A 23709-nucleotide genomic window follows, 5' to 3' on the forward strand; every position below is an offset into this window, starting at 1 on the left:
TTGTTCCATTTTAGAGATTTGTTTAAGATAAGATATAACTCATTGAGATGTGTCATAGTATTCGTCGTTAGAAAACAATTATTGTGACATTATTTCAATGAGTTATCTATTTTTGTCGTGTACAGAGGCAAAATTCAAAAAAAATGGTTGATTTCACAATGAACTTTGAAATTTTTTAGATTGTTGAAAATTAAAACTGTTTATTATTTCTTAATTAAATATTTTTTTTAGTAATTTTTTCTAAATGATGTTGTAAAAAAATTGTATTTAAGCTTTAACTGTTATTTTTATTAGAATAATTCAAATGAAAATTGATCTATGCAAAAACTAGCATTAATATATTTTTATGTCATAAATAAAATAACAAACTTTTAGGAATGTATTATTCCAAATCATTGATTGCCTTTTTTTAGTACAGACCGGCTTTGTTGCACAAACATATCTTTAAAGGCTTATTCCACAATATAATTTTGAGATGAATAAGCCTACACCTAAAATCTACTGTACAACCAATTGGTCCACATACAACCGAGCTCTCATCAATCGTGGGAATATTGCCATTTGGTTTGATCCAAAAACACAATGGTATGCTCAACCAAAAGGCAAACCTGGTCGAAATCAAACTTATTCCGATACTGCTATCCAGTGCTGCTTAATGATTAAATCTATATTTCGTCTTTCTCTACGTATGGTCACTGGCTTTGTGCAAAGCCTCATTAAGCTTTGCGGTTTAGATTGGACAGCACCAGATTATTCCACTATTTGCAGAAGACAAAGGTATATTGATATTTCGATTTGTTATCAAAAAAGTAGTGATGGATTGCATTTACTCGTAGACTCCACTGGCTTGAAATTTTTAGGTGAAGGCGAATGGAAACGCAAGAAACATCAGCCTGAATATCGTCGACAATGGCGTAAATTACATATTGGTATAGATGCGAAAACCCTACAAATACGAGCAGTTCAGTTCACAACGAATAATGTGAGCGATTCACAAGTCCTTGGAGATTTACTTGATCAAATTCCGTTGAATGAACAGATTGATTCAGTTTATACAGACGGGGCTTATGACACAAAACAATGCCGTCAGTTCATTGCAGATCGGCAAGCACATGCAATTATTCCACCCAGAAAAAATGCAAAGCCTTGGAAAGATACAAAGGTTCATTCGCAAGAGCGAAATGAATTACTGAAAACAGTTAAGCGCCTAGGAAGAGCCCTTTGGAAAAAGTGGTCTGGTTATCATCGTCGAAGTTTGGTAGAAACCAAGATGCATTGCATCAAATTATTAGGCGATAAACTCTGCTCAAGGAATTTTGATAGTCAAGTGAATGAGCTCCATGCACGCGTAGCTGTATTAAATAAATTTACAGAATTAGGCAGACCTCATACCCAAGTTGTAACCTAAATTTTAGCAACTTAGGAATACTTTACCTTCAAAGGCTTTATGCAACAAAGCCTCAGAAATGTACCTTTTTTTTTGATCATTAACTTTAAGCGGTTGTAAACCTGAAATCTCAGTCCAATATTTAATACTATTGACCATATTTTTACCTACACCTAGGTCAACAACCAAATTTTCTTCATTTTTTTCTTTATAATCTAATGAATTATACGACTTATTAAGCCATCCATATCTTAATGCAAAAGTCTCATGACCTGAAAAGCGCAGTGTAAAACTCATAGTCTAGTCGTCTTAAAAACAGATTTACTGGAAGATTTTCTCCAGTAGCTTATACATCATTATAATTTTATTCAAGGAATAACTCGATTGATACGACACAACCTGTCTCTCTTAGTAGTACATTTAAATATTAAGATACTAATCCGCGATATTTATACAGATGCTCTGATAAAAGTAAAAAATAGCAAGAAAAAATAAGTCATAAAGCATTGAAATTAATTAACAAAATTTAATCCACTAATGGTCATTAAAAATTTTTACTGCGGAATATATTCATATTATTAAACTTACTTTAGTCCAATCCCTCCAATGTAGAGCTAGGTCAAAATTTTCATCAAACATAAACTCATCTGCTCGCTCTTTTTTTAATATCGCTAGGGCATAAAAGAAACATTTTTCACATAACTGCAACTCATATTTTTCACCATCATGCTTGGAACCATAGCCCCAATGCGCCGATAAAGTTCCAAACTCCAATTTCGTTGATTGGTTGCATACATCACATACAACATCTGTAACGACTTCTATCTGTTTCAGTTGTTTAATTTCCCTATTAAGAACCTTTAAGTTTTAAAATAAATAGCATGTTATAGGTTGTTATTTAGTTCTTAAAATTATATAAAAACAACAATATATTGTATATTAATTGTAAATATACACAAGATATGGGGTATATCAATCTTGTTTAATATTTCAAAAAATTATAAGAATATTCAATTGATTGTTTTTTACACTTATGGGGACTATGGAAACGGCTTTTGATTTCAATGAAAAATTTGGCACACCTAAAAAATTGTTGTGTAAAAATTTTAATAAAATCCAAATCAGTGTACATCCTTATTTTTCTGGAATTTATCTTTGCTATCAAGAGGCTTTTAAATCCTTAAAAACTGATTTGTCTACATTAAATCCAAGTCTCGAACTTCACGTATGGAAAGATCCTAATTTCTCTGGTTTTACCATTACAAATAATTTTCAGTGGTTTCTATATTGGTCTCAGCATATACCAAAAAATATTAACGTACTTGTTCATTCTTTTCCTCAAGATGAGGACAAAATTGAGCTATTAAAAAAAGTGGCAAGTTCAGAATTCATAAAATTTCTGTCCTTTTATCATGAACTGGACCGACTTAACCCTAAAAAAATGCAATCGCTGATTAATGCCCATATTTCATCTGAAGTTATCCTGGCTTTAAACAAAGAAAATTCTTTCAAACCTCACCGTACTATGAGCTTGGATCTGCTTGCAGAACTGCTGTCATGCACACAAAATCAACTGAAATACCGCAATAAAGTTATAAACCGGAAAAGACAGAATGTGCTTGATCAACTGCAGCAAACCAGTGGAATTGTGCAGCAGCTTCTAAACAATCCCGACTTCGTTCTCACGCCAGATCAGCTATGGAAAGCATAATGTCAGAATCTAACCCAAGCCATCAAAATGCTGCTGATATTACGCGGGTATCATTAAAACAGACACTGGAAAAACTCTTTGGTGACGAGCAGCTCCAACGTACCAAACATATTCAATATGTTGCTGATTTACTGATTTCATATCCAACTGATCAATGTCTGGAAGGGCTGAATCTCGATCTATTAGATTTTGATCTAGAAACCAGTTCTGTTGTTGCTAGACCCGCTGCCTTGGTCTCCTCTCGAAAACATACTGTTAGCGCAACACCAGTCACTTGGTATGTGAACTCAATTGCACAATTAGCAGAGTCCGAAGAAAATGCTTTAATCTGGAATATCCTGGTCTTAAAAGCAGCAGTTTATCTGATTGCTCTTCCGGACATTAAACCTGAACTTTTTAAAGAGGACCACACTGAGCATTTCAATACTGTAAAACGTTTATTCCAGCGCTTCCGTACCGCCAATCGGGTTCTGAATGCCGAAAAAGAATATCAAAATACTCCTGAATATATGCTTCTTTGGAAAAAGTATCTTAAAGATTCCTCCCTTTCCTTAGTTGAATTTATTCGGTATTTGAATGAGGTTATTGATGAAGAACGTTATAAAGAGTCATCTAATGATTTTATGCAAAACCTGCTAAAAGTGATCCGCATCACCTTTAATTATGTTTTGGAAAATAAGGCAAAAATTGCCAAAGAGAGCATCGAGACTCAACTGCAACATGAATTTTTAGACGAAGATCAGCTGATTGTAGAAAGTTCAGAAATTAAAAAAGGGCAAAAATCTAAAGCTCTCAATATAGAAAAACAACTAGATGACCAAGATACACGTCAAATACTTGTAGACCCAACCATCGTTACCCCCATTGCTGCATATTCAGAATCCAGCCAGAGCTATGTGCTGCCTCTGGTTGCCAAGCATATTCAACGAAAAGAACATTTGCTGGCATACAGCAGTCTCTTTCCTAATACCGCAAGTACAAGTGCCCTAATTACTGAACTCTATAAAAATTACCTTGTTGAAATTAAAGAAGACTATAAAGACAAGGATAAAGAAACCAAAAAAAAGAAGGCTTCCTTGATCCTGATGCTGTCATTTCTGACAGGAAATAAAATCCAGGAGTGGCTACGTCTACAAAGTAAACGTGCTAAAAATTTAAATGCTCGCCAACAGATCAAGCAAAGCAATGGGCAATATTTTCTGAGAAGTAAATTTTCAATTTTTGAAAATAAGGATTTTGCATATCCAGATGGCTTACTCAACCAAACAGTCTATCTGGATATTCCAATTCCAAATTCATTTATTGCTTCGCTACAAGATGGTGACACCGTTACGGAAGAGGATCTGCAGCAACATTTGAAACAGCTGAGAGCCAAACTTTATATTCCAAAATTATCATTAATAAGAATTAGCTCTCTTTTACATCAGACTATTTTGCAACGCACTGGAAATAAACAGCTTGCCGACCTCCTCACCGGTATTGATGCAAATAAGTCTTCTTCTACTTCTTATTGCCATCAGAATATTCCGGCTTTACAGACCGAGTATGTCTCAATTTTAAAAGAGCTGTGTGAGTCGTTTTCCGCTGACTACCACAGCATCGATTATAGTAAAGAAAAAAACTTTGGGAGCCGCAAAGCACCAACTTCAAATGTGATTCAAAATACCTTTGCCACACTCAAATCCAGAATAATTTCACAACGAGAAGGTGACTGGATAGCAATTTTTAATCACTACAATATCTGGATGTGGCATTTCTTGTTGCTCTTTACTGCTGCACGACCCGTCGCTGAATTTCCTGGTTTTTTAAAAAGCTTTAACCTGAAAAGAAAAATATGCATGGTTTCTGATAAAGAGGTGGGTGGGCGTCAAGGCTATGGGCGTTTAATTCCCCTAGGTCATTTTGTTGTACAAGAACTCCAGAAATTCATAGATTTTTTAGATTATTTTAAAACTCACATTGCTCCTAGTCAGCCAGAAATTCCACAACATATTCAACAAATTTTAGAGAGCAAGCTCCCACTGTTAAATATCTTTCAGAATGGTCAATGGCACACCTTAAGACCATCGATTATAAAAAAATTTAATCCTGAGTTAGGTTTGCACCATGAAAACTGGCACCGGCATACTGCCCGTGCGTTTCTCAGCCATAAAATTAGCGAAATTGAAATTTTAGCTTTATTCGGTCATGAACCGATGCAGCAAGAAGCTGCTCATCCTTATTCGAGCTTATCTATTTCACAATATTCAAGCATTGCCCATGTTCTTGAACAAATGAAAGATCATTTTCAAATTACCGGTATTGAACTCGATGTCCTCACTCAATAAACATACTAAGCAAACTCGAACACTATATGCCGAAGCACGTAGAAAACAAGACCGACTCGATCAGGAAAAACAGCTTCGAGCAGATGTAGAACAGGAGCTAATTCAATATTTCCAAGAACAAGATTTGGAACAAAAAGAGCATCTTGAATCCTTCTATCCGGCAATTTATGAGTTTATTAAACGCAAAGCTCCAGGCCTGGCATGGAAAAAATATGCGCATGAATTTTTTCGGTCATATATTAAAAAAATCAATTTAAATCGTCGTGAGACTTTGCCCCTACCGAATCTGACATTTGAGATGCAGCGTGATCAGCCGGTTTTTACCATGGACTGGATCGAGAAGGGGCATCAGATTGATGAAATTATTGATAAGCTTTGGGACTACTGGATTCTAGCGAAAGATAGCAAGACATTTTCTGATGATGAAATCATTGGGAATATTGTTATTTCTGCCCTGCTTTACTCCGGCTTAAATCAAAAATCCTCTTTAGAAGCTTTGCTTGAACACTTAAAAGATCCGGCAAAAATCAGAAAAATCGAAGATCTGAACATTATATTTTTAGAACCGCTCTCCCCCTCTTATGGAGATCTCTTTATTGATGAAAAAACCATCCGTAAATCGCGTAATTTTATTCCGGATCAAATTACACGCTTATGGTTAATCCATTTTAATAGCAGAAATATTCGTACAGTAAACCAGAATGTAGAAGACTATCTACAGCTTATTTTTAATAAGATTAAGTTACCATTTAATCTCAAAACTTATAAGTTATTACGCGACTACGCCAACTTTAACTGGATGCAACTCCCGAAAGTTGACATTGATCCTGCACTTTCACAATGCCTCATTGAGAATACTGCAACCTGTGGCTTATCAGAAATAGAATTTGAAAGATTTCTTCATCCAAAATTCAAATATCAGCAGGACACTCTTACTGATTCAAATGTAGAAAAATCACCATCTATTGTGGGTCAATCCTACTCCAATGATGACATTCAGCAAGCCTTGGATGATGTTATAAAGATTCACAAAGACCTTTTACAATTGATTCGTACCACACAAACCGATCAAAGCATTGATGCACTAATTATTGAATATTGCATTGAAAATACTAATAAATTTAATGAGTACAGTAAACGTGTCGCCTTATGGCTCATCAGCCTTTATAAACCAGAATTAGCACAGATTCAGCCACTGGCTGAACGTTTTAATTTTTGCGTAAACCAATTTCAAAAATCGTTTCAGCAGAATAAGCGTTTAAAAGACGGTTCGATTTACACTTATTATTCGCGTATTGCCGAGCCTTGGCTAACCCATTCTTTACAATATCTAGATAGCGAAGATGATCTGAATACGATACTGGCTAATATCTATCAGCAAATCATTACGAATACCCGACTTGCAGATGAGGCAGGCGAGCTTAACTTTAAAAAGTCCAGTGGTCAGACCGTCAGAATGTTGAAACGCTTCCATAGCTTTCAACAAACAGTTTTTGACGCTGAGTCTCTCGAATTAGAGTCAATTGCCATACAAAACAGACCGAGAGCACGTATCATTGGTCCCATGACTTATCAAGCTTTCATGAACAAGTTAGATACCTTATTTTCAGGGGCTAATAGTCAAGAAAGCACTTATAAGATATTAAAAATCATCTATATCTTAGCTTACCGTACTGGTATGCGTATTAATGAAATTCTAGGCTTACGTGTGCGGGATATCGAGGGCTCTAGCTGTCTATCAGTATGGATTCAGCCATACGGCTCAAAAAAGAAAGGAAACTTACATCAACTTAAAACAGATAGTGCTGAACGCAAAGTCCCTGTGTATTGCTTATTAAAAACTGATGAATATCAACTATTTCATAATCATGTAGTCGAGCAACGACTACTCAATCAGGAAAACTTATACCTATTCCGTAATTGGAATGAAAATAGCAAGCTGAACAAACATACGGTGACAACACCTTTTAGAATGATTATGAACGAGCTTTTTAAAACTCATGATTATTCTTTTCACTCATTTCGACACACGGCTGCCAATCACTTATCCGTTCTGCTCAACTGCGAGTACGCTCCCCTAGTTAAGAATCTGACGGATTATACTGAAGAACAATATCAGTCCATTCGGACAGAGTTACTCCGTCATACACATGGTCAAAATCATTGGTTTATGATTGCCCATTTACTGGGTCACATTGACCCTACAGAAACTTTTAAAAGTTATATTCATCTAAGCTACCTGATTGCTGGGCATAAAATACTGAAATATCACCCAGACATCGATACTCAACTGGCAAAAAAGATGATGGGCTACCTACCTTCTTTCAAATTTTTAAACACAGTAAAAGATTCTGCTCCATTCAATTTTGAAAAGCATGCTGTTCATTTAAGTCAGCAGTTACTCAACGATCAGACTGACTGGTTAAAAAGTAACGTAGAAGACATTCTAGATGAGGTTTCATTTAACTCACAGCCTCATGATTTTTTTAAATATTTCGCAGGAACAAAAGAATCTAAAGTTTCATTTGCATGGTTTTTTAAGTGCCTAAATTTACTGGAAATTCATCATGATCCAGATCGGGTATCACAAGAAATGAGTTTACCTGTCGAACTGGTTAACTATTGGTATGAAAATGCCAAACAACTGGGCCAACTCAAGTCTCAAAAAAACAATCTAAGGTTATTTGATCTCAACAACACAAATCATCTGGATAAACCTTTGAAACCCGCCATGATTGATACCGTTGAAGAGCGCACAGCAAGGAACTATTTCTTTGAAAATATTCAAAATATCTTTGAAAAAAAGCCAGATCAAATACAAGCAGTGCTTGAGACTTTTTTAAGTCGTGTTACGATTTCGCACACTGGCATTCATTATCGATGGAATAAAATCGATCACTTGGAATCATTTTATTCCAAGGTAAAAGACCTGTTTCCCCATCAATTTTGGCATTTGCTTGGACAAGACTTGGTACAATTGTTAGATAAAAAGAAACAACCTTTATTACTAAAGCTGGCCAAATCAAGCACAACAGAGCATCCTACGACCCAAGAAGATTATGTTCGTCTTCAGCTTTACTCAACAAAAGACGCCAAAGCACTGGCAGCGTTTAAATTCTGTTTACATCTAGCTTGTATTGGCAGACCCCGATCTCTTGAACTTAAAACTGAAGGTCCAACTTGAACACCCATTTCTCATACAAGCAGGGCTATTTTACAGATCGAAATGATAAATTCATAAATTGCTTTTCAAAAAAAAAGAAACTAATATGTTTCTTATAGTACCTAAAAGCAATAAATGTATCTACAATGAATAAGTCTTTACTTCATCAAATCAAAAAAAGACGAACCCAATTAGGCTTAAAGCAAGTTGATATGCAATCCCGTACAGGCATTTCAAGACAGCAGTACCAAAAGCTGGAAAGTCAGGGCAACCCTCGATTAGAGACCTTAGAAATTATAGCGGCAGGATTAAATGCTCAACTGATGCTCATCCCTGATGATAAGGTTCATTTGATCAGACAATTATTGAATGATGACATTAAAGTCACTATTGAAGATCAGGATGACTTAATGTCTAACCCATGGAAGGGTCTTCTCGGAGGAGAGGAACCATGAATACTGTTGCCGTCCTGAAATTAACATTACATCACACTGTCATTGGATACATGGCAGGATTTCAGAGCGGAAAAAATATTCTGGTTTTTACGGATTCTTTTCACTTGGATCAGCAACGTCCGACCTTGAGCTTGCTTACTTCCCCTTTATATCCTCAAGCGGATAAGATTTTAGAAAAGACCTATGTTACACATCAGCGCTTACACCCCTTGCTATCAAATCTGCTACCAGAAGGTGCATTACGCGAACTCATAGCACAAAGCCTCAAAATACATATAGACAATGAATTTCAGTTATTGGCAGCTTTAGGTCATGACTTACCTGGGGCACTGATTGCAACCCCAGTAGATCCAGAAGAAATCCCAGATGGAATAAAATTTAAGCTTCAGATCTCGAATCCAGATCAGATATTAAAACAAGAGATTCGGACAAATAATAAGTTTTCCTTGGCTGGCGTCCAAATGAAGTTTTCCATGAAAGCCAAAGATGGGCGTTTTACATTAGCACAGGCAACGGAATCCAGCCTACTCGGTGATTGGATTGTCAAAACTCCTTCTACCAGACATGCTTTTGTTCCGCTGAATGAATACTCTATGATGATCCTTGCCAAAATGGTCGGAATAGATATCCCAGAGATTCGTTTGGTAGATATGGCACTCTTACAAGACCTTCCACCATTAAATCTACCCCAAGAGCAATATGCTTTTGCAATTAAGAGATTCGATAGGCAGAGTACTGCTAATACTACAGAGCTTATTCATATTGAAGATTTTGCTCAGATCTTTGGTTCATATCCACACCAGAAATACAGCACCACAAATTATGAGCAGATCGGTAAGATCATTTATCACTATTCAGATAACAAAATTTTTGATATTCAGCAATTTGCCAGCCGTTTACTCATCAATATTTTACTCGCCAATGGAGATGCACACTTAAAGAACTGGAGTATGATTTATCACGATAAAAGAACACCAAGATTATCTCCCGCATACGATATATTGATGACAAGTGTATATATTGAAAATGAGCGTCACTTCGCATTGAATCTTGCCAAAAATAAAGATTGGTATTTAGCTGAGATGAAACACTTTGAACAATGGGCAGAAAAAGTCGGTGTTCCATGGCGTGTAATTGAAAAACAACTTCACGAGATCATGGACAAAGCACGGTCAGTATGGCCAGCGCTATTACTAGATTTACCAATGGGTTCTGCCCATAAAGAAAAACTAAGAGAACATTGGAAAAAATTGCATCCAGACTTTCAAATACTTGCAAATGATTAGAACCCGTAAATACGGTGAGTCTGATAACTGCTATGGTAGCTTATCGTTTTTGACTGGGAAAATCTTGATGGTAGTCATCTCAATTACGCCGCAACGATTGGTTCATTGCAATAGATTCCATTAGATTGTAAATGTCTAATTAGATTTCTTTAATCTAATAGGATCTAATCAGCCAATAAAGCACCTTTTCACCGATCAACCGACACATTTTATAACTCCATTATTTTGTGGCTTAATAGCCATATCTAAACATAAGACACAATATTATGGATTTAAGATTCAGAAAACCAGACAAAGTTATTGCGTTATGATGTGCGAGACTTCGTAAAGAGCGACTGTTGAGTAGCCACCGATTTAATCCAACGCAGCCTAATCAACGGTGGGTTACTGATACAAGAAGCACTGCTTCGCAAGGGGTGGAGAACCAAATGCGCCCCTGGGCGTTGGGACGTAAGAACTGGCTGGTTGCTGGCTCACTGCGCATTGGTCAGCGAGCGGCGAACATCATGCCTTTAATCCAGTCAGTAAAACTGAATAGGCTAGATCCCTATGCCTATTTAAGTGATGTGCTGAAAAGGCTGCCGACACTGAAAGTGACCCAAATAGAAGAATTACTGCCACACCGATGGAAACCCAACTCAAATTAAAAAATAGCGATGGGGCTCAGCGGACGCTTACCAAGAATCTAGGTCAATTTGTTTGACTATTGCTGCTTACCAAATTCAGGACTCCTCAGCAGCTAAATAATTTTTATCAAATAGTAAAAAATAAAAATAATAAAAAATAGAAGCATATTTTATGTTGGTTATTATTGTTGAATTTTAATGCATATTAAAGTGACCAACTTCTTCTTACCCTACCCTACTTTAAATTACACCATTAAATATTAAGGAATTAAGTATTTGTTTTATATGTATTTATTTTAATGTACTTTTAATATATTTAATGTAATTTATGTCGGTGAACATTGCCAAGGTTGGGGTCGGGAGTTCGAGTCTCCTTTCCCGCTCCAAATTCAAAAAGCCCTCATCGAAAGATGGGGGCTTTTTTTATGACTAATTTTATTCATTTTTTGAAAACCTCCTACTACTAGCTACTCGAAAATTAGGATTATTCTTTAAATATACGAGACAAAATAACATCCCTTGATTTGATAATATGTGATGAAACACCGTGTATCAAATAAATTACATGACTCTCTTACTCCCTATAATTAAGGTGACGAATTAAGCATAAAAAGGGACTTTAAAAGTTGAATGCGATCTACGTTTTAGAATTTGTGAAAAACTATGATTAGTGTAGTTAATTACTTATTAAAATTTTAGATATTGATCATTATTTTTTCAAAAAAAACCAAAGCCTAAGCTTTGGTTTTTTAGTAAATTGTATGTCAATTATTTTTGATCAGGCAAAGCATAGGCAATGATGTAATCACCTACATCTTTAGAGTGGCTTGCACCACCTGCAGAAATAACCACATATTGTTTTCCAGTTTTTGGTGACTTATAAATCAATGGTGCTGCAACAGCAGCCACAGGAAGTTCAGCTTTCCACACTTCTTTACCGGTTTTAGAGTCTAAAGCACGTAAGTAGTAATCTTGAGTACCTGCAAAGAATACTAGACCAGAAGCAGTTGACGTTGGACCACCTAAAGTAGGCATACCAAGAGGCATTGGCATATGAGATTTAATACCTAAAGGTCCAAGTTGTTCAGCAGTCCCCATTGGCACTTCCCAAACGACTTTTTTAGATTTCAAATCAATCGCTGTCATGGTTCCGAACGGAGGGCGGTTACATGGTACACCCAATGCAGACTGCATGATGTCGATTTTTACACCTGCATATGGACCTGCAAATTGTGGACGTACAGTCCCCATGAATCCTGGAACTTCATCCGTTGAGATTTTGTACTTGCCCATGTCTTCTTTACGTACAAGAGACATACGAAGTGGCATACGCATATCGTTGACGAACATCAAACCTGTTGATTCATCGATAGAAATACCACCCCAGTTCATACCACCTAAAAGACTTGGCCATTCTATATATGGTTTTTCACCCGGCGGGGTATAAAGACCTTGATACACAGAATCTTTATAATCAATACGACAGTTTAATTGGTCAAAGGTAGAGATCCCCCACATGTCTTTTTCACGTAAAGTGTCATTCCCAATTTGTGGCATATCGACAGAATATGGTTGAGTTGGAGAAAGTTTTTCACCTTCAGCAGCACCAGAGGTTGGAACGGCTTTTTCAACCACTTTAGACACTGGTTTACCCGTACGACGGTCTAAGACAAAGATTTGTCCCATTTTAGTGGTTTGAATCAATGCAGGAACTTTTTCACCTTGATCATTGGTCATGGTGTAAAGCACAGGTTGTGACGGTAAGTCATAATCCCATACGTCATGATGCACAATTTGATACGACCACACTGTTTTACCAGTCGTTGCATTGACAGCAACGACAGCCGAACCAAATTTCTCTTTAGCACCACTACGGTCACCACCCCAATAATCTGGAGGACCATTACCAGTAGGTAAATAAACAAGATTTAAGTCTTTGTCATAGGTTGGAATGGTCCACATGTTTGGCGTTTCAAGGGTATAACCTTTACCATCTTTAGGCTCACCAACAAGTTCAGGATTACCAATATCCCACGCCCAAGCCAATTTACCTGTACGAACATCATAGGCACGTACGACACCAGAAGGCTCGCCGTGCACAATATCACGGACCCAGCCACCTAAAATTGCAACATGACCTGCAATGAGAGGAGTTGATGTTGGGTGGTAGCGTTTACTTTGTTCAGTTGGCCCCATGTCATGTAAAACATCGACTTGACCATTGATACCAAACTCAGGGCATAAAGCACCTGTTTTCGCATTCAAGGCAATTAAACGACCATCAACAGTAGAGGTTAAAATACGTTGTGGACATGCTTTGATGCCGTTAGATGCTAAATCGGCAGGTGTAAGTGATTTATCTTTAGTTGCATCGTAGTAGCCTACACCACGACAGGTAATATGTTCCGCAGTTTTTGCTTTAGGATCATATTTCCAAAGTGCTTTACCACTATCACCATCAATGGCAGTGATAATATTGGTCGGTGTACATGAATACAGTGTGCTACCAATTTGAATGGGTGTATTTTCGTCTACACCTGCTTTCAAATCACGACCCGTATGGTAGGTCCAAGCAACTTTCAAATCTTTGACATTTTCAGGGGTAATGTCAGTATATGGAGCGAAACGTGTACCGTTACCATTACGACCAAAATACTCCCAGTTGTCTGGGTTTTCAGCATTTGGTTTTGCTAAACTTGGATCTTGTACGAGATCAACTGGATTTAAAATTTTGCCATGTGGGAAGAATGCGGCAATCAGCGCAACCACACAGGCAGCTAAACCAACGAATCCAACTTGATTGGCTATTTTAACTTTTGTGAGGCTCAGTGCAGGCAGACTACGACTTGCCCATAGGCTTAAAACAAATAAAACAGTTGGGGTCACTAAACGTGGAATATATTGCCAAAAGTCAAAACCTTGCACTTCAGCAATTGCCCAGATCACAGTTGCAATAAATGTGATGATAGACAACCAAAAGCCAGCGGCTTTTTTCATTGCATATAAAACAGCGATGACGATATACGCAACACCAGCAATGAGATAATAGCTTGAACCACCGAGACTCAATAATTTAGAACCTTGGATGATTAAATATAGTGCGATCAGAGCAGTCAGTACGATAAAAAAATATCGGTAGACTTTAGCCCCTACACGCTCTTGCGGAGAGGTTTGTTCTGTGTTCATACCTTGCCTCTGGGTAATATAGGCTTGGTTGAATAGCCAAAAAATTAGAATAAAGTAAAGTCTTTTAAATCGTATGCTATAAATACATGGTGCCCAACAAAACGCATTTGAAATCGTATAAATCTAATTACATTCTACTCATTCAATTCTTGAAGTTATGGCTAGCATTCAGTTTTAAATACTTACAGATAAGGAAATAATTTGGGCTATTGATACCAAATAGTTGCCTATGTAACGAAGTTTGAAGATTGAGTACAATCACACACTGTGATTGTACTTTAGTAGTAGAAGTATACTCCTTTTCAAGTATTGTGTTTTGATCGACATGCTTATTCAAAGATTCAAAAAATTAAGCCCTCCTAAACAACTTAGATTTAAGTCATCATTGAGGGGTGAAAACAGCCTCGTTCGTTCAATTGATTTCAAACCATTACACATGCATGAATCTGATTAATTTAAGAAATATTGAACTGGTAATTTAGAATCTCATCCTTTATTCCTGTTCGAAGCAATTTCTTAACTGCATTGGCAACGATATTCAGACTGAGGTTTCCACTCATCCCATTTAATGTATGTTAAAACATCAAGCTCTAGAGCCAATAGCTAGATGAAGCCTATCACTACTTTCTTTATAGCTATCGTAATATTACTAAGCTTTTGTCTTCTACAAAGAAAGTGAGATAATTTGGAGCGATTCAGACGAATCTACAATGTTAAATGAGGCCTTGAACAAAGCTATACTTCATTCAAATAGAAGTATCTAACCCACTGTCTTAGATATATTATTTTTAAGGTTGAATATCTGCAAAGTTGCTAATACCTTATTTTCTAATAAATTCATTTGTTGTTATTTCTACATCTATTGTTTTAAATCAAACACTTATTTTATCAAATTTGCATAATTTTTATGCAGATTAAATGCTAAAAAGACATTCTGCTAAGTTAAGAATAATCCATCATTTAAAGAATCACGCATTTACGAGTAGCGTTTTGATATCTATTAAAGGTGTCATTATGTCTCATTTAATCTCTGAAAATATTCATGTTATTGAAAATGACTTAGAAGCAATTCATGCAGCGTATCACGTTGCAGATTTTGCTTTGGAAGGTCGAAATGAACGTGATCAGAACCGCCTACTGCCTTTTGCAGAAATCGACTTATTCAGTCAGAAAGGTTTAGGCGGCATTCGTATTCCCAAAAAATTTGGCGGTGCCTACGTGTCCAACAAGACACTGGCGCAGGTTTTTCGCATTATCAATAAAGCAGATTCTAGCGTGGGCCAAATTCCACAAAACCAAATTGCCTTGCTGTATATGATTGACCTCATGGGAACGGATGAACAAAAAGCCTTTATTTTTAATGAAATTTTACAGGGAAAACGTTTAGCCAATGGTGGCCCAGAGCGCAATACCAAAGACACCAAAACCTTAAATACAACGCTGCGCATTGAAAATGGAACGTATGTGGTCGATGGTGAAAAGTTCTATTCGACCGGCAGTAGTTTTGCAGATTGGTTGGCGATTAAAGCCGTTCACCCTGAAGGTCATGTTGTCCTGACCATCATTGATCGACACGCTACAGGCGTAGAAGTGATTGATAACTGGAATGGTTTTGGCCAACGCACAACGTCTAGTGGCACTGTCAAACTGAATCATGTGGCAGTAGATCCCCTATTAATTTTTGATGAACGTAAGCTTTCTGCAGGGCCAACGTATCGCGGTGCCTTTTCGCAATTGATGCAAGTCGCGATCGATGTGGGGATTGCGGAAGCTGCCTTTGCAGACACCCTTTCTGCGGTACAAAAAGCCCGTCCAATTGTAGATGCACAAGTCGAGAAAGCCAGTTTTGAGCCTTACACCCTACAGGAAGTGGGTAAATCTGCCGTTTTATTGGATGCTGCGATTTTACTTTTAGATGAAGCCGCAGATTACCTCGATGAATTAGATCAGCTTGATCAGGTGAGCGAACAACAAGCTGCTCTAGCTTCGATTCGTGTCGCTGAAGCCAAAATCTATGCCAATGATGCAGCCTTACAGATCTCTGAAAAACTCCTTGAATTAGGCGGCAGCCGTGCAAGTTTGAGTGCCCATAACCTTGATCAACACTGGCGCAATGCCCGAGTACACACCTTACATGATCCTGTGCGATGGAAGCTGCATACCTTAGGCGACTATTACTTAAATCATAAATTACCTGCACGCCATGCGTGGATTTAAGGAGAATTCTGATGACCTCATTTCCAAATATTAATTCGCTACAGGCCATATCAACAACACCTGCGCATATTATTCAGTCCGATGCAGAAGCACTTGAAATTGCAAAACAATTAGCCGAACAATTTAGAAAAAATGCCGTGCAACGTGATGCCGAACGCATACTGCCGTTTGATGAAATCGAGGCCTATAGTCAATCTGGTCTCTGGGCAATCACGGTTCCCAAGGCATTTGGCGGTGCCGAAGTTTCAAGTTATACCGTGGCGCAAGTGATTGCGCTTATGAGTGGTGTAGATGGCTCAATTGGGCAAATTCCACAAAACCATTTTTATGCATTGGAAGTATTACGAAACACCGGCACAACTGAACAAAAGCAAAAGCTTTATGCCGAAGTGCTTGCTGGCGCTCGTTTTGGCAATGCCTTAGCCGAGTTTAAAACCAAAACCGCTGCTCAAAAACAAACGTCGATTCGCCCTCATGACGATGGTTTTGTAGTGAATGGTGAAAAGTTTTATTGCACCGGCAGTTTATTTGCACATCGCATTCCCACATTGGTCAAAGACCCCGATGGTCGTGAATATTTAGCCTTTATTGCACGTGAAAGTGCAGGTCTAGAGCTGATCGATGATTGGACAGGGTTTGGACAACGCACCACGGGCAGCGGTTCTGTAAAATTTCATCAAGTTGCGGTTCCTGCCACAGATGTCATTCCCTTTGATCGTGCATTTACGGAACCCACATTGGTTGGGCCATTTGCGCAAATTATGCATGCTGCGATTGAAGTCGGTATAGCCCGCGCAGCCTTTGAAGAAAGTTTGAGCCGCGTACACCAAGCTCGACCATGGATTGATTCAGGTCTTGATCTTGCAAGCGAAGATCCTTTAACCAAATACGAACTCGGTCGCATTGCCGCAGATGTTCGCGCCAGTGAGGTCTTGCTGAAACAAGCTGCTCGCTCCATCGATGCTGCTCGCCCACAGCCCAATGCCGAAAACATCGCAAAAGCCTCATTAGATGTAGCGAAAGTGCGTGCGCATAGTACTGAAACTGCACTGAAAGCGGCTTCAAAATTGATTGAGCTTGCAGGCAGCCGTGGCAGTCAGCGTGAAGATGGCTTAGATCGATTTTGGCGTAATGCACGTGTCCACACCTTGCATGATGCAGGGCGTTGGAAATATTTCTTCATTGCCAATTACCTCCTAAATGGCGTATTGCCCCCACGTCGAGGGACCTTGTAATGAGCCAAATCACCACAGCAGATACCCAATCACATTCTGCCAAGAAAATTTTACTGAATGCCTTCGACATGAACTGTGTCGGCCATATCAATCATGGCTTATGGACCCATCCACGCGATGAGTCACACCGCTTTAATGAACTGAGCTATTGGACCGATCTTGCCAAAACCTTGGAGCAAGGGCTGTTTGACGGGCTATTTATTGCGGATATCACCGGGGTCTATGATGTTTATGAAGGCAATATTGATCTCACACTTAAAGAGTCGATCCAACTGCCGAGCCATGACCCCAGCACCCTAATTTCTGCAATGGCTGCGGTCACTGAAAACTTAGGTTTTGGTGTAACAGTCAATTTGAGCTATGAAACGCCTTATCAATTTGCACGTCGATTTGCCAGCCTAGACCACCTGACCCAAGGTCGAATCGGTTGGAATATCGTGACTGGATATCTAGACAGTGCAGAACGCTTGATTGGGCAAAAAGGCCTGAAAGATCATGATCTACGCTATGAACAAGCTGAAGAGTTTTTGCAGCTTTGCTATAAGTTTTGGGAAGGCTCTTGGGAAAATGATGCGGTTCAAAAAGATAAAGCAAATCGCATCTTTAGCGACCCAAAAAAAGTACATGCCATTCAACACCAAGGCAAGTTCTATCAAAGCCAAGGGGTATTTCAAGTTTCTCCATCGATTCAGCGCACCCCTGTGTTGTATCAGGCCGGTGCTTCACCACGTGGTTTAGCTTTTGCGACGCAACATGCAGAAGGCATGTTTATCGGTGCAGACAGCGCAGAAAAAGTTAAAAATCAGGTACAAAAAATTCGCAGCCAAACTGCAGCGCAAGGTCGTGACCCACAAGCTGTGAAACTCTTTGTTGGCATTACGGTGGTGACCGCAGAGACCGATGAACTCGCCCAAGAGAAATTGGCTGAATACATTCGCTATGCCAATCCTGAAGCGGGACTGGCACACTTTTCCAGCTCGATTGGGATGAACCTCGCCAACTTTGCAGAAGATGAAGCCATTCCGTATCAGCAGACCAATAGCATCGCATCGGTCAATCAAAAATTTAAAGAGCAGAAAATTACGCGCCAAGATTTGCGTGCTCAGCACGTTCTAGGTGGGCGTTATCCGCTCTTTGTTGGGAGTGGTGCCAATGTTGCAGAACAGTTAATTGATTATTTGGATGAAACTGGCATCGATGGATTTAATCTGACTCGCACCGTTGCACCTGAGTCACATCAAGATTTTATTCGTTTGGTCATTCCTGAATTACAGCAACGTGGTCGCTATAAAACTGCATATGACACCGGTAGTTTGCGGCAAAAACTGTTTCAACAAGGTGACCATTTAGCCACGACACATCCTGCTCATCGCTACCGATGTCGCACTTCCGACGCGGGATCTCAGGCAGCAATTAAAAACGTTGAGACAGCATAAGCTGCACTTAAAAAATAAAATTTTAGTCAAAAAATTTAATTATTTCAAAAAATAGAGGTGTGCCATGGCACAAACAGCAAAATCTAAATTCACACTGATTGGTGTGATCGTGGCCATCTTGGTGATTGGCTTAGTCATTTGGAATCAACAAAAGAAAAATCATCAAAGTGAATTGGTGATTGGGATTAGCCCATCTTTTGCTAAACCCTTACAAGTCGCCGCAGATGAAGCCAAGCAGCAAGGGCTGAATGTGAAATTGGTGGAATTTTCAGACTGGAATACCCCGAATATCACTCTAAACCACGGCGATATTGATGCAAACTTTTTCCAACATCAGCCGTTTCTAGACAATGCAAAAAAAGAAACGGATTTTAAAATCAAAGCCTTTGATGTTGGTGCTGCAACCCATGTCGGACTGTATTCAAAAAAGTATAAAAACTTTGCTGATTTACCCCATAAAGCCAAAGTGGTGATTCCGAATGATCCGGTCAATCAGGGCCGTGCCTTACAACTTTTACAGCAAGCCAAGCTCATTGAACTGAAACAGCCAGATAACTTTTTATCGACCTTAAACGACATTGCAGCAAATCCTAAACAACTTCAATTTATTGAGGTGGAAGGCCCTCAAACGGCACGTGCGATTGATGATGTCGATCTGGCTTTTGGCTATCCACATTATTTACGTCTAGCAAAAACTGCCGATCCTGAAAATGCCTTACTGTTTGACTCCAATACCGACAAGCGTTTTGCCATCTTATTTGCCGTTCGTGATGACTATGTAGATCGTGACGATAAACTGCGTAAATTTGTCGATATTTATCAAAACTCACCTAAAGTTAAACAGGCATTGGACGCAGATTTTGGTGCAAAACTGTGGTTCCCTGGTTGGAAATAAGGAGTCGCTCATGGTGAGTTTCGGTTCATCGGTTGAATTTGCCGTCCCCCATATCCAAATCAAAAATTTAAATAAATTTTATGATGTGCAAGGACAGCAGGTTCATGCCTTAAAAGATATCAATCTGAATATTCCACAAGGCAAAATATTCGGCATTATTGGGAAAAGCGGCGCGGGTAAATCTTCGCTGATTCGAACGCTGAATGGCTTAGAACAAATCAGTGATGGCAGTATTCACATCCATCAACAAGAATTATCAAGCTTAACTCACGCAGAGTTGATTGCTCTGCGTCAGCGTATTGGGATGATTTTTCAGCATTTTAATTTGATGTCTGCCAAAACCGTGTATGACAATATCGCGCTGCCCCTTAAAATTGCTAATTTCAGTCAAGCTGATATCGCTCAGCGAGTGAATGAAGTGCTGAAGCTGGTGGGACTCGAGAATAAAGCAGCGCACTACCCTTCTCAACTTTCCGGTGGGCAAAAACAGCGCGTCGGGATTGCACGGGCTTTAGTTCATCATCCGGAAATTTTACTCTGTGATGAAGCGACTTCTGCACTCGATCCTGAAAGCACCTCTGTTGTGCTGTCTTTGCTTAAAGAAATTAATCAAAAGCTCGGTATCACCATTGTGTTGATTACCCATGAAATGCAAGTCATTCGAGAAATTTGCGATCAAGTTGTGGTGATCGATCAAGGCAAAATTGTAGAAGCAGGACAGGTTTGGAACGTGTTTTCTACGCCTCAGCAGCAAATCACACAAGAGTTGCTCAACCTTGAACAGCTTGATTTACCAAGTGATATTCAGTCACAACCGTCAGATCCAAATGATCAAATCATTTTAAAATTACGCTATGAATCGACACTACAACAGTCGCCGGACTTAAAGTTTATTTTTGAGCAATTTCAGGCGCCAGTACATCTGTATCAAAGTCATATCGATAGTATTCAAGGGCATTTAATCGGTTCGTTGATTGTTGCAGTGGACAGCAGCCATTTAGAGATCAACGCCGTATCTGAACAACTTAAACACCATATCGCACAGATTGAGGTACTCGGCTATGCACGACCAACTCATTGATTTACTGATTAGTGGAACCATTGATACCTTACTGATGGTCGGCGTTTCAGCCTTTGTGGCCTTTCTGATCGGCCTGCCTTTAGCGGTCGTATTGGTGTGTAGTGCTGAACACGGGATTTATCCTTCAAAAAGCCTAAACCACACCCTAGGTTGGTTGGTCAATATTACCCGTTCGGTGCCTTTTCTGATTTTAATGGTAGCGCTTATTCCGCTCACGCGCTTTATCGTGGGCACCAGTTATGGCGTTTGGGCCGCTGTCGTACCTTTAACCCTTGCGGCCACGCCTTTTTTTGCACGTATAGCTGAAGTAAGTTTACGTGAAGTCGATCAAGGTCTGATTGAGGCCGCTCAAGCCATCGGCTGTAATCGCAAACAAATCATTTGGCATGTGCTGCTCCCTGAAGCGCTTCCTGGCATCGTCGCAGGCTTTACCGTGACCTTGGTGACCATGATTAATTCTTCTGCCATTGCAGGGGCTATCGGTGCAGGTGGTTTGGGGGATATTGCTTACCGTTACGGTTATCAACGCTTTGATATGCAAATCATGCTGGCAGTGATTGTGGTGTTGGTCGCGATCGTGATGCTGGTTCAAGCTTGCGGAGATCACATTTCCAACCAGCTCGATAAACGCAAAATTTAAAGCGACCCTCTCGATTATTTTTCGTATTTCTTAGAAAAAAGCGTGTCGCTACACATAAAAAAATACCCTAATCTGGATTAGGGTATTTTTTCGATCAGTTGCAAAATTGATTCTGCTTAAACAGAATCTTTAGACCGAATTAATAAGTCACACGGACATAATCGCGATATTCAGGTTTCCAGAAATTCGCTTCAATCTCATGTTCGAGTACTTCAACGCTGACATTTGGCGCAACACCATCAGCAATCGCAGCCAATGCCACTTTCAATGCGATTTTCTTCGAAATATCCTGTAAATAATCCAAACTTGGCAATAAATCGGCATTTGGATCTGCCAATTTTGGTGAACAGTCTGCCAATGCCGTACTAGATGCCATCAGCATATTTTCCGTCACGCGTTTCGCCCCAGATGCAATCACACCGAGACCAATCCCCGGGAAAATATAAGAGTTATTGCACTGTGAAATATGATGAATCTTGCCGTGATAATTCACCGGTGCAAATGGACTGCCTGTCGCAATCAGAGCCTTTCCTTTGGTCCACTCGATAATATCTGCAGGCACCGCTTCGACACGTGATGTCGGATTAGACAGTGGCAACACAATAGGCTGTTCACAATTCGCAGCCATCGTTTCAATGACCTCTTGACTAAACAGCCCCGGTTGTCCCGAAACCCCAATCAATACAGTCGGTTTGGCATGTGTCACCACATCCAATAGGGAAATGACCGAATCTGCATTTGCCCAATGAGCAACGTTATCCGGTGCTTGTGCAAGTTTGCGTTGGAAATCTAAAAGATTCGGCTGATTTTCAGTAATTAAACCAAAGCGATCGACCATAAACACCCGCGCACGTGCTTGAGCATCGGTTAAACCTTCCGCCACCATTTGCTTGATGATCTGTTCTGCAATCCCACAGCCTGCTGAACCTGCCCCTAAGAATGTGACAATTTGATCTTTGAGCTGTTTACCTGCTGCACGTGATGCCGCAATTAAACTTCCGACAGACACTGCTGCTGTCCCTTGAATATCGTCATTGAAGCAGCAAATTTTATCGCGATATTTTTCCAGTAATGGCATCGCATTTTTTTGTGCAAAGTCTTCAAATTGAATCAGCGCTTTAGGCCAACGTTGTTGTATGGCTTTAATCACATCATCGACAAATTGATAATATTCTTCACCGCTGATACGAGGCTGACTCCAACCCATATAAATCGGGTCATTCAACAGCTGTTGGTTATTGGTTCCAACATCTAAAGTAATCGGCAATGTATAGGCTGGACTGATGCCACCACACGCGGTGTACAGCGACAACTTACCAATCGGAATCCCCATCCCCCCAATCCCTTGGTCACCAAGACCAAGAATACGTTCACCGTCTGTAATCACGATCACTTTCACGTTCTTTTTATTCACGTTATGAATAATTTGATCGATATGATCACGGTCAGGATATGAAATAAAAATCCCACGATGACGGCGATAAATGTCCGAGAAGCGCTGACAAGCCTCCCCCACTGTTGGTGTATAGATGATCGGCATCATCTCACTGAGGTGATTTTCAATTAAGTGATAGAACAATGTTTCATTGGTATCTTGAATATTGCGCAGGTAGATATGCTTATTGATATCACTATTAAATGCACAATATTGCTGATAAGAACGCTGACTTTGTTCTTCAATGCTTTCTGTAACGTGTGGAATTAAACCGTGTAAATTAAAGCTCTTACGTTCATCTTCATTAAACGCAGAGCCTTTATTTAAAAGTGGGAGTTCTAAAAGTGTATTTCCGGCATAAGGAATATATAAAGGACGTTTCGTTTTCAAATTTTCACTGGGCATTATTTAACTCGTTTAATTAATCTTTTGTTTTGCACTGCAAAAAGCGAAATGCACAAAAGTGACTATCTCGTTATTTGTTATAGCCTATCCTGATTCGAGCGCTTTGGGGCATTTAGTAAATTGATAGTAGTTTTAGTTAGATTTTATAATCTGATAACTCGATCATACATCTAGTCACAGCAACGCCTATTTTGGCTTAAATGTATACGACTTTTAGCGAATCT

At 39.2% G+C, this 23709-nt stretch carries 15 protein-coding genes and 2 pseudogenes; 13 read left to right on the forward strand and 4 right to left on the reverse strand.

The features are described from left to right. Positions 1-475 precede the first annotated feature (475 nt). Positions 476-1408, forward strand: a complete 933-nt coding sequence (locus tag FTU17_RS05785; RefSeq protein ID WP_180134883.1) for an IS5 family transposase — start codon at positions 476-478, stop codon at positions 1406-1408. A gap of 3 nt (positions 1409-1411) precedes the next feature. Here the strand turns inward: FTU17_RS05785 and FTU17_RS05790 are convergent, their stop codons facing one another. Together FTU17_RS05790 and FTU17_RS17655 are read right to left on the reverse strand one after the other, a co-directional pair. After that, positions 1412-1684, reverse strand: coding sequence for a DUF4007 family protein (locus FTU17_RS05790; protein WP_257227366.1), 273 nt, complete (start codon positions 1682-1684; stop codon positions 1412-1414). Positions 1685-1971: 287 nt separating this feature from the next. Continuing rightward, a pseudogene (locus FTU17_RS17655) lies at positions 1972-2230 on the reverse strand (hypothetical protein). Between the two features lie 199 nt (positions 2231-2429). On the opposite strand from FTU17_RS17655, the gene FTU17_RS05795 reads away from it, so the two are divergent. From FTU17_RS05795 to FTU17_RS05820, 6 genes and pseudogenes are all read left to right on the forward strand, one after another. Next, positions 2430-3098 (forward strand): hypothetical protein, encoded by a 669-nt coding sequence (locus FTU17_RS05795; RefSeq protein ID WP_180134884.1) that lies wholly within the window; start codon positions 2430-2432, stop codon positions 3096-3098. Next, positions 3098-5425, forward strand: a complete 2328-nt coding sequence (locus tag FTU17_RS05800) for a hypothetical protein (protein ID WP_180134885.1) — start codon at positions 3098-3100, stop codon at positions 5423-5425. Before FTU17_RS05795 ends, FTU17_RS05800 begins: the two co-directional genes overlap by 1 nt. Next, complete coding sequence (locus FTU17_RS05805; protein WP_180134886.1) at positions 5409-8609, forward strand: tyrosine-type recombinase/integrase; 3201 nt, start codon at positions 5409-5411, stop codon at positions 8607-8609. The genes FTU17_RS05800 and FTU17_RS05805 overlap by 17 nt, the downstream gene beginning before the upstream one ends. 125 nt (positions 8610-8734) lie before the next feature. Then, entirely contained in the window at positions 8735-9043 is a 309-nt protein-coding gene (locus FTU17_RS05810) for a helix-turn-helix transcriptional regulator (protein ID WP_180134887.1), read from the forward strand. Beyond that, positions 9040-10329, forward strand: a complete 1290-nt coding sequence (locus tag FTU17_RS05815) for a type II toxin-antitoxin system HipA family toxin (protein ID WP_180134888.1) — start codon at positions 9040-9042, stop codon at positions 10327-10329. The genes FTU17_RS05810 and FTU17_RS05815 overlap by 4 nt, the downstream gene beginning before the upstream one ends. A gap of 416 nt (positions 10330-10745) precedes the next feature. Further along, positions 10746-10976, forward strand: a pseudogene (locus FTU17_RS05820) (transposase domain-containing protein); the annotation flags it as partial. A gap of 747 nt (positions 10977-11723) precedes the next feature. Here the strand turns inward: FTU17_RS05820 and FTU17_RS05825 are convergent. Next, positions 11724-14141, reverse strand: a complete 2418-nt coding sequence (locus tag FTU17_RS05825; RefSeq protein WP_168378843.1) for a membrane-bound PQQ-dependent dehydrogenase, glucose/quinate/shikimate family — start codon at positions 14139-14141, stop codon at positions 11724-11726. Positions 14142-15131: 990 nt separating this feature from the next. Between FTU17_RS05825 and FTU17_RS05830 the strand changes: the two genes are divergently transcribed. The 6 genes from FTU17_RS05830 (at position 15132) to FTU17_RS05855 (ending at position 21645) form a co-directional block, all read left to right on the forward strand. After that, positions 15132-16358, forward strand: coding sequence for an SfnB family sulfur acquisition oxidoreductase (locus tag FTU17_RS05830; RefSeq protein WP_216076653.1), 1227 nt, complete (start codon positions 15132-15134; stop codon positions 16356-16358). An 11-nt stretch (positions 16359-16369) separates the two neighbouring features. Continuing rightward, the gene (locus FTU17_RS05835; RefSeq protein WP_180134889.1) at positions 16370-17593 is read left to right on the forward strand and encodes an SfnB family sulfur acquisition oxidoreductase; all 1224 of its coding nucleotides are present in this window, start codon (positions 16370-16372) and stop codon (positions 17591-17593) included. Next, positions 17593-19029, forward strand: a complete 1437-nt coding sequence (locus tag FTU17_RS05840; RefSeq protein ID WP_180134890.1) for an LLM class flavin-dependent oxidoreductase — start codon at positions 17593-17595, stop codon at positions 19027-19029. The genes FTU17_RS05835 and FTU17_RS05840 overlap by 1 nt, the downstream gene beginning before the upstream one ends. A 64-nt stretch (positions 19030-19093) precedes the next feature. Next, positions 19094-19924 (forward strand): MetQ/NlpA family ABC transporter substrate-binding protein, encoded by an 831-nt coding sequence (locus FTU17_RS05845; RefSeq protein WP_180123837.1) that lies wholly within the window; start codon positions 19094-19096, stop codon positions 19922-19924. 10 nt (positions 19925-19934) lie between these two features. Continuing rightward, on the forward strand, positions 19935-21005 hold the full coding sequence (locus FTU17_RS05850) for a methionine ABC transporter ATP-binding protein (RefSeq protein ID WP_180134891.1): 1071 nt from the start codon (positions 19935-19937) through the stop codon (positions 21003-21005). Next, on the forward strand, positions 20986-21645 hold the full coding sequence (locus FTU17_RS05855; RefSeq protein WP_078191524.1) for a methionine ABC transporter permease: 660 nt from the start codon (positions 20986-20988) through the stop codon (positions 21643-21645). The genes FTU17_RS05850 and FTU17_RS05855 overlap by 20 nt, the downstream gene beginning before the upstream one ends. A 139-nt stretch (positions 21646-21784) precedes the next feature. Here FTU17_RS05855 and FTU17_RS05860 read toward each other — a convergent pair whose 3' ends face one another. Further along, a complete protein-coding gene (locus FTU17_RS05860) occupies positions 21785-23485 on the reverse strand; it encodes an NAD-dependent malic enzyme (RefSeq protein WP_180134892.1) in 1701 nt (566 codons plus the stop codon). Positions 23486-23709 lie beyond the last annotated feature (224 nt).

This window comes from Acinetobacter sp. YH12070 (genome assembly GCF_013419625.1).
GTDB lineage: Bacteria > Pseudomonadota > Gammaproteobacteria > Pseudomonadales > Moraxellaceae > Acinetobacter > Acinetobacter amyesii.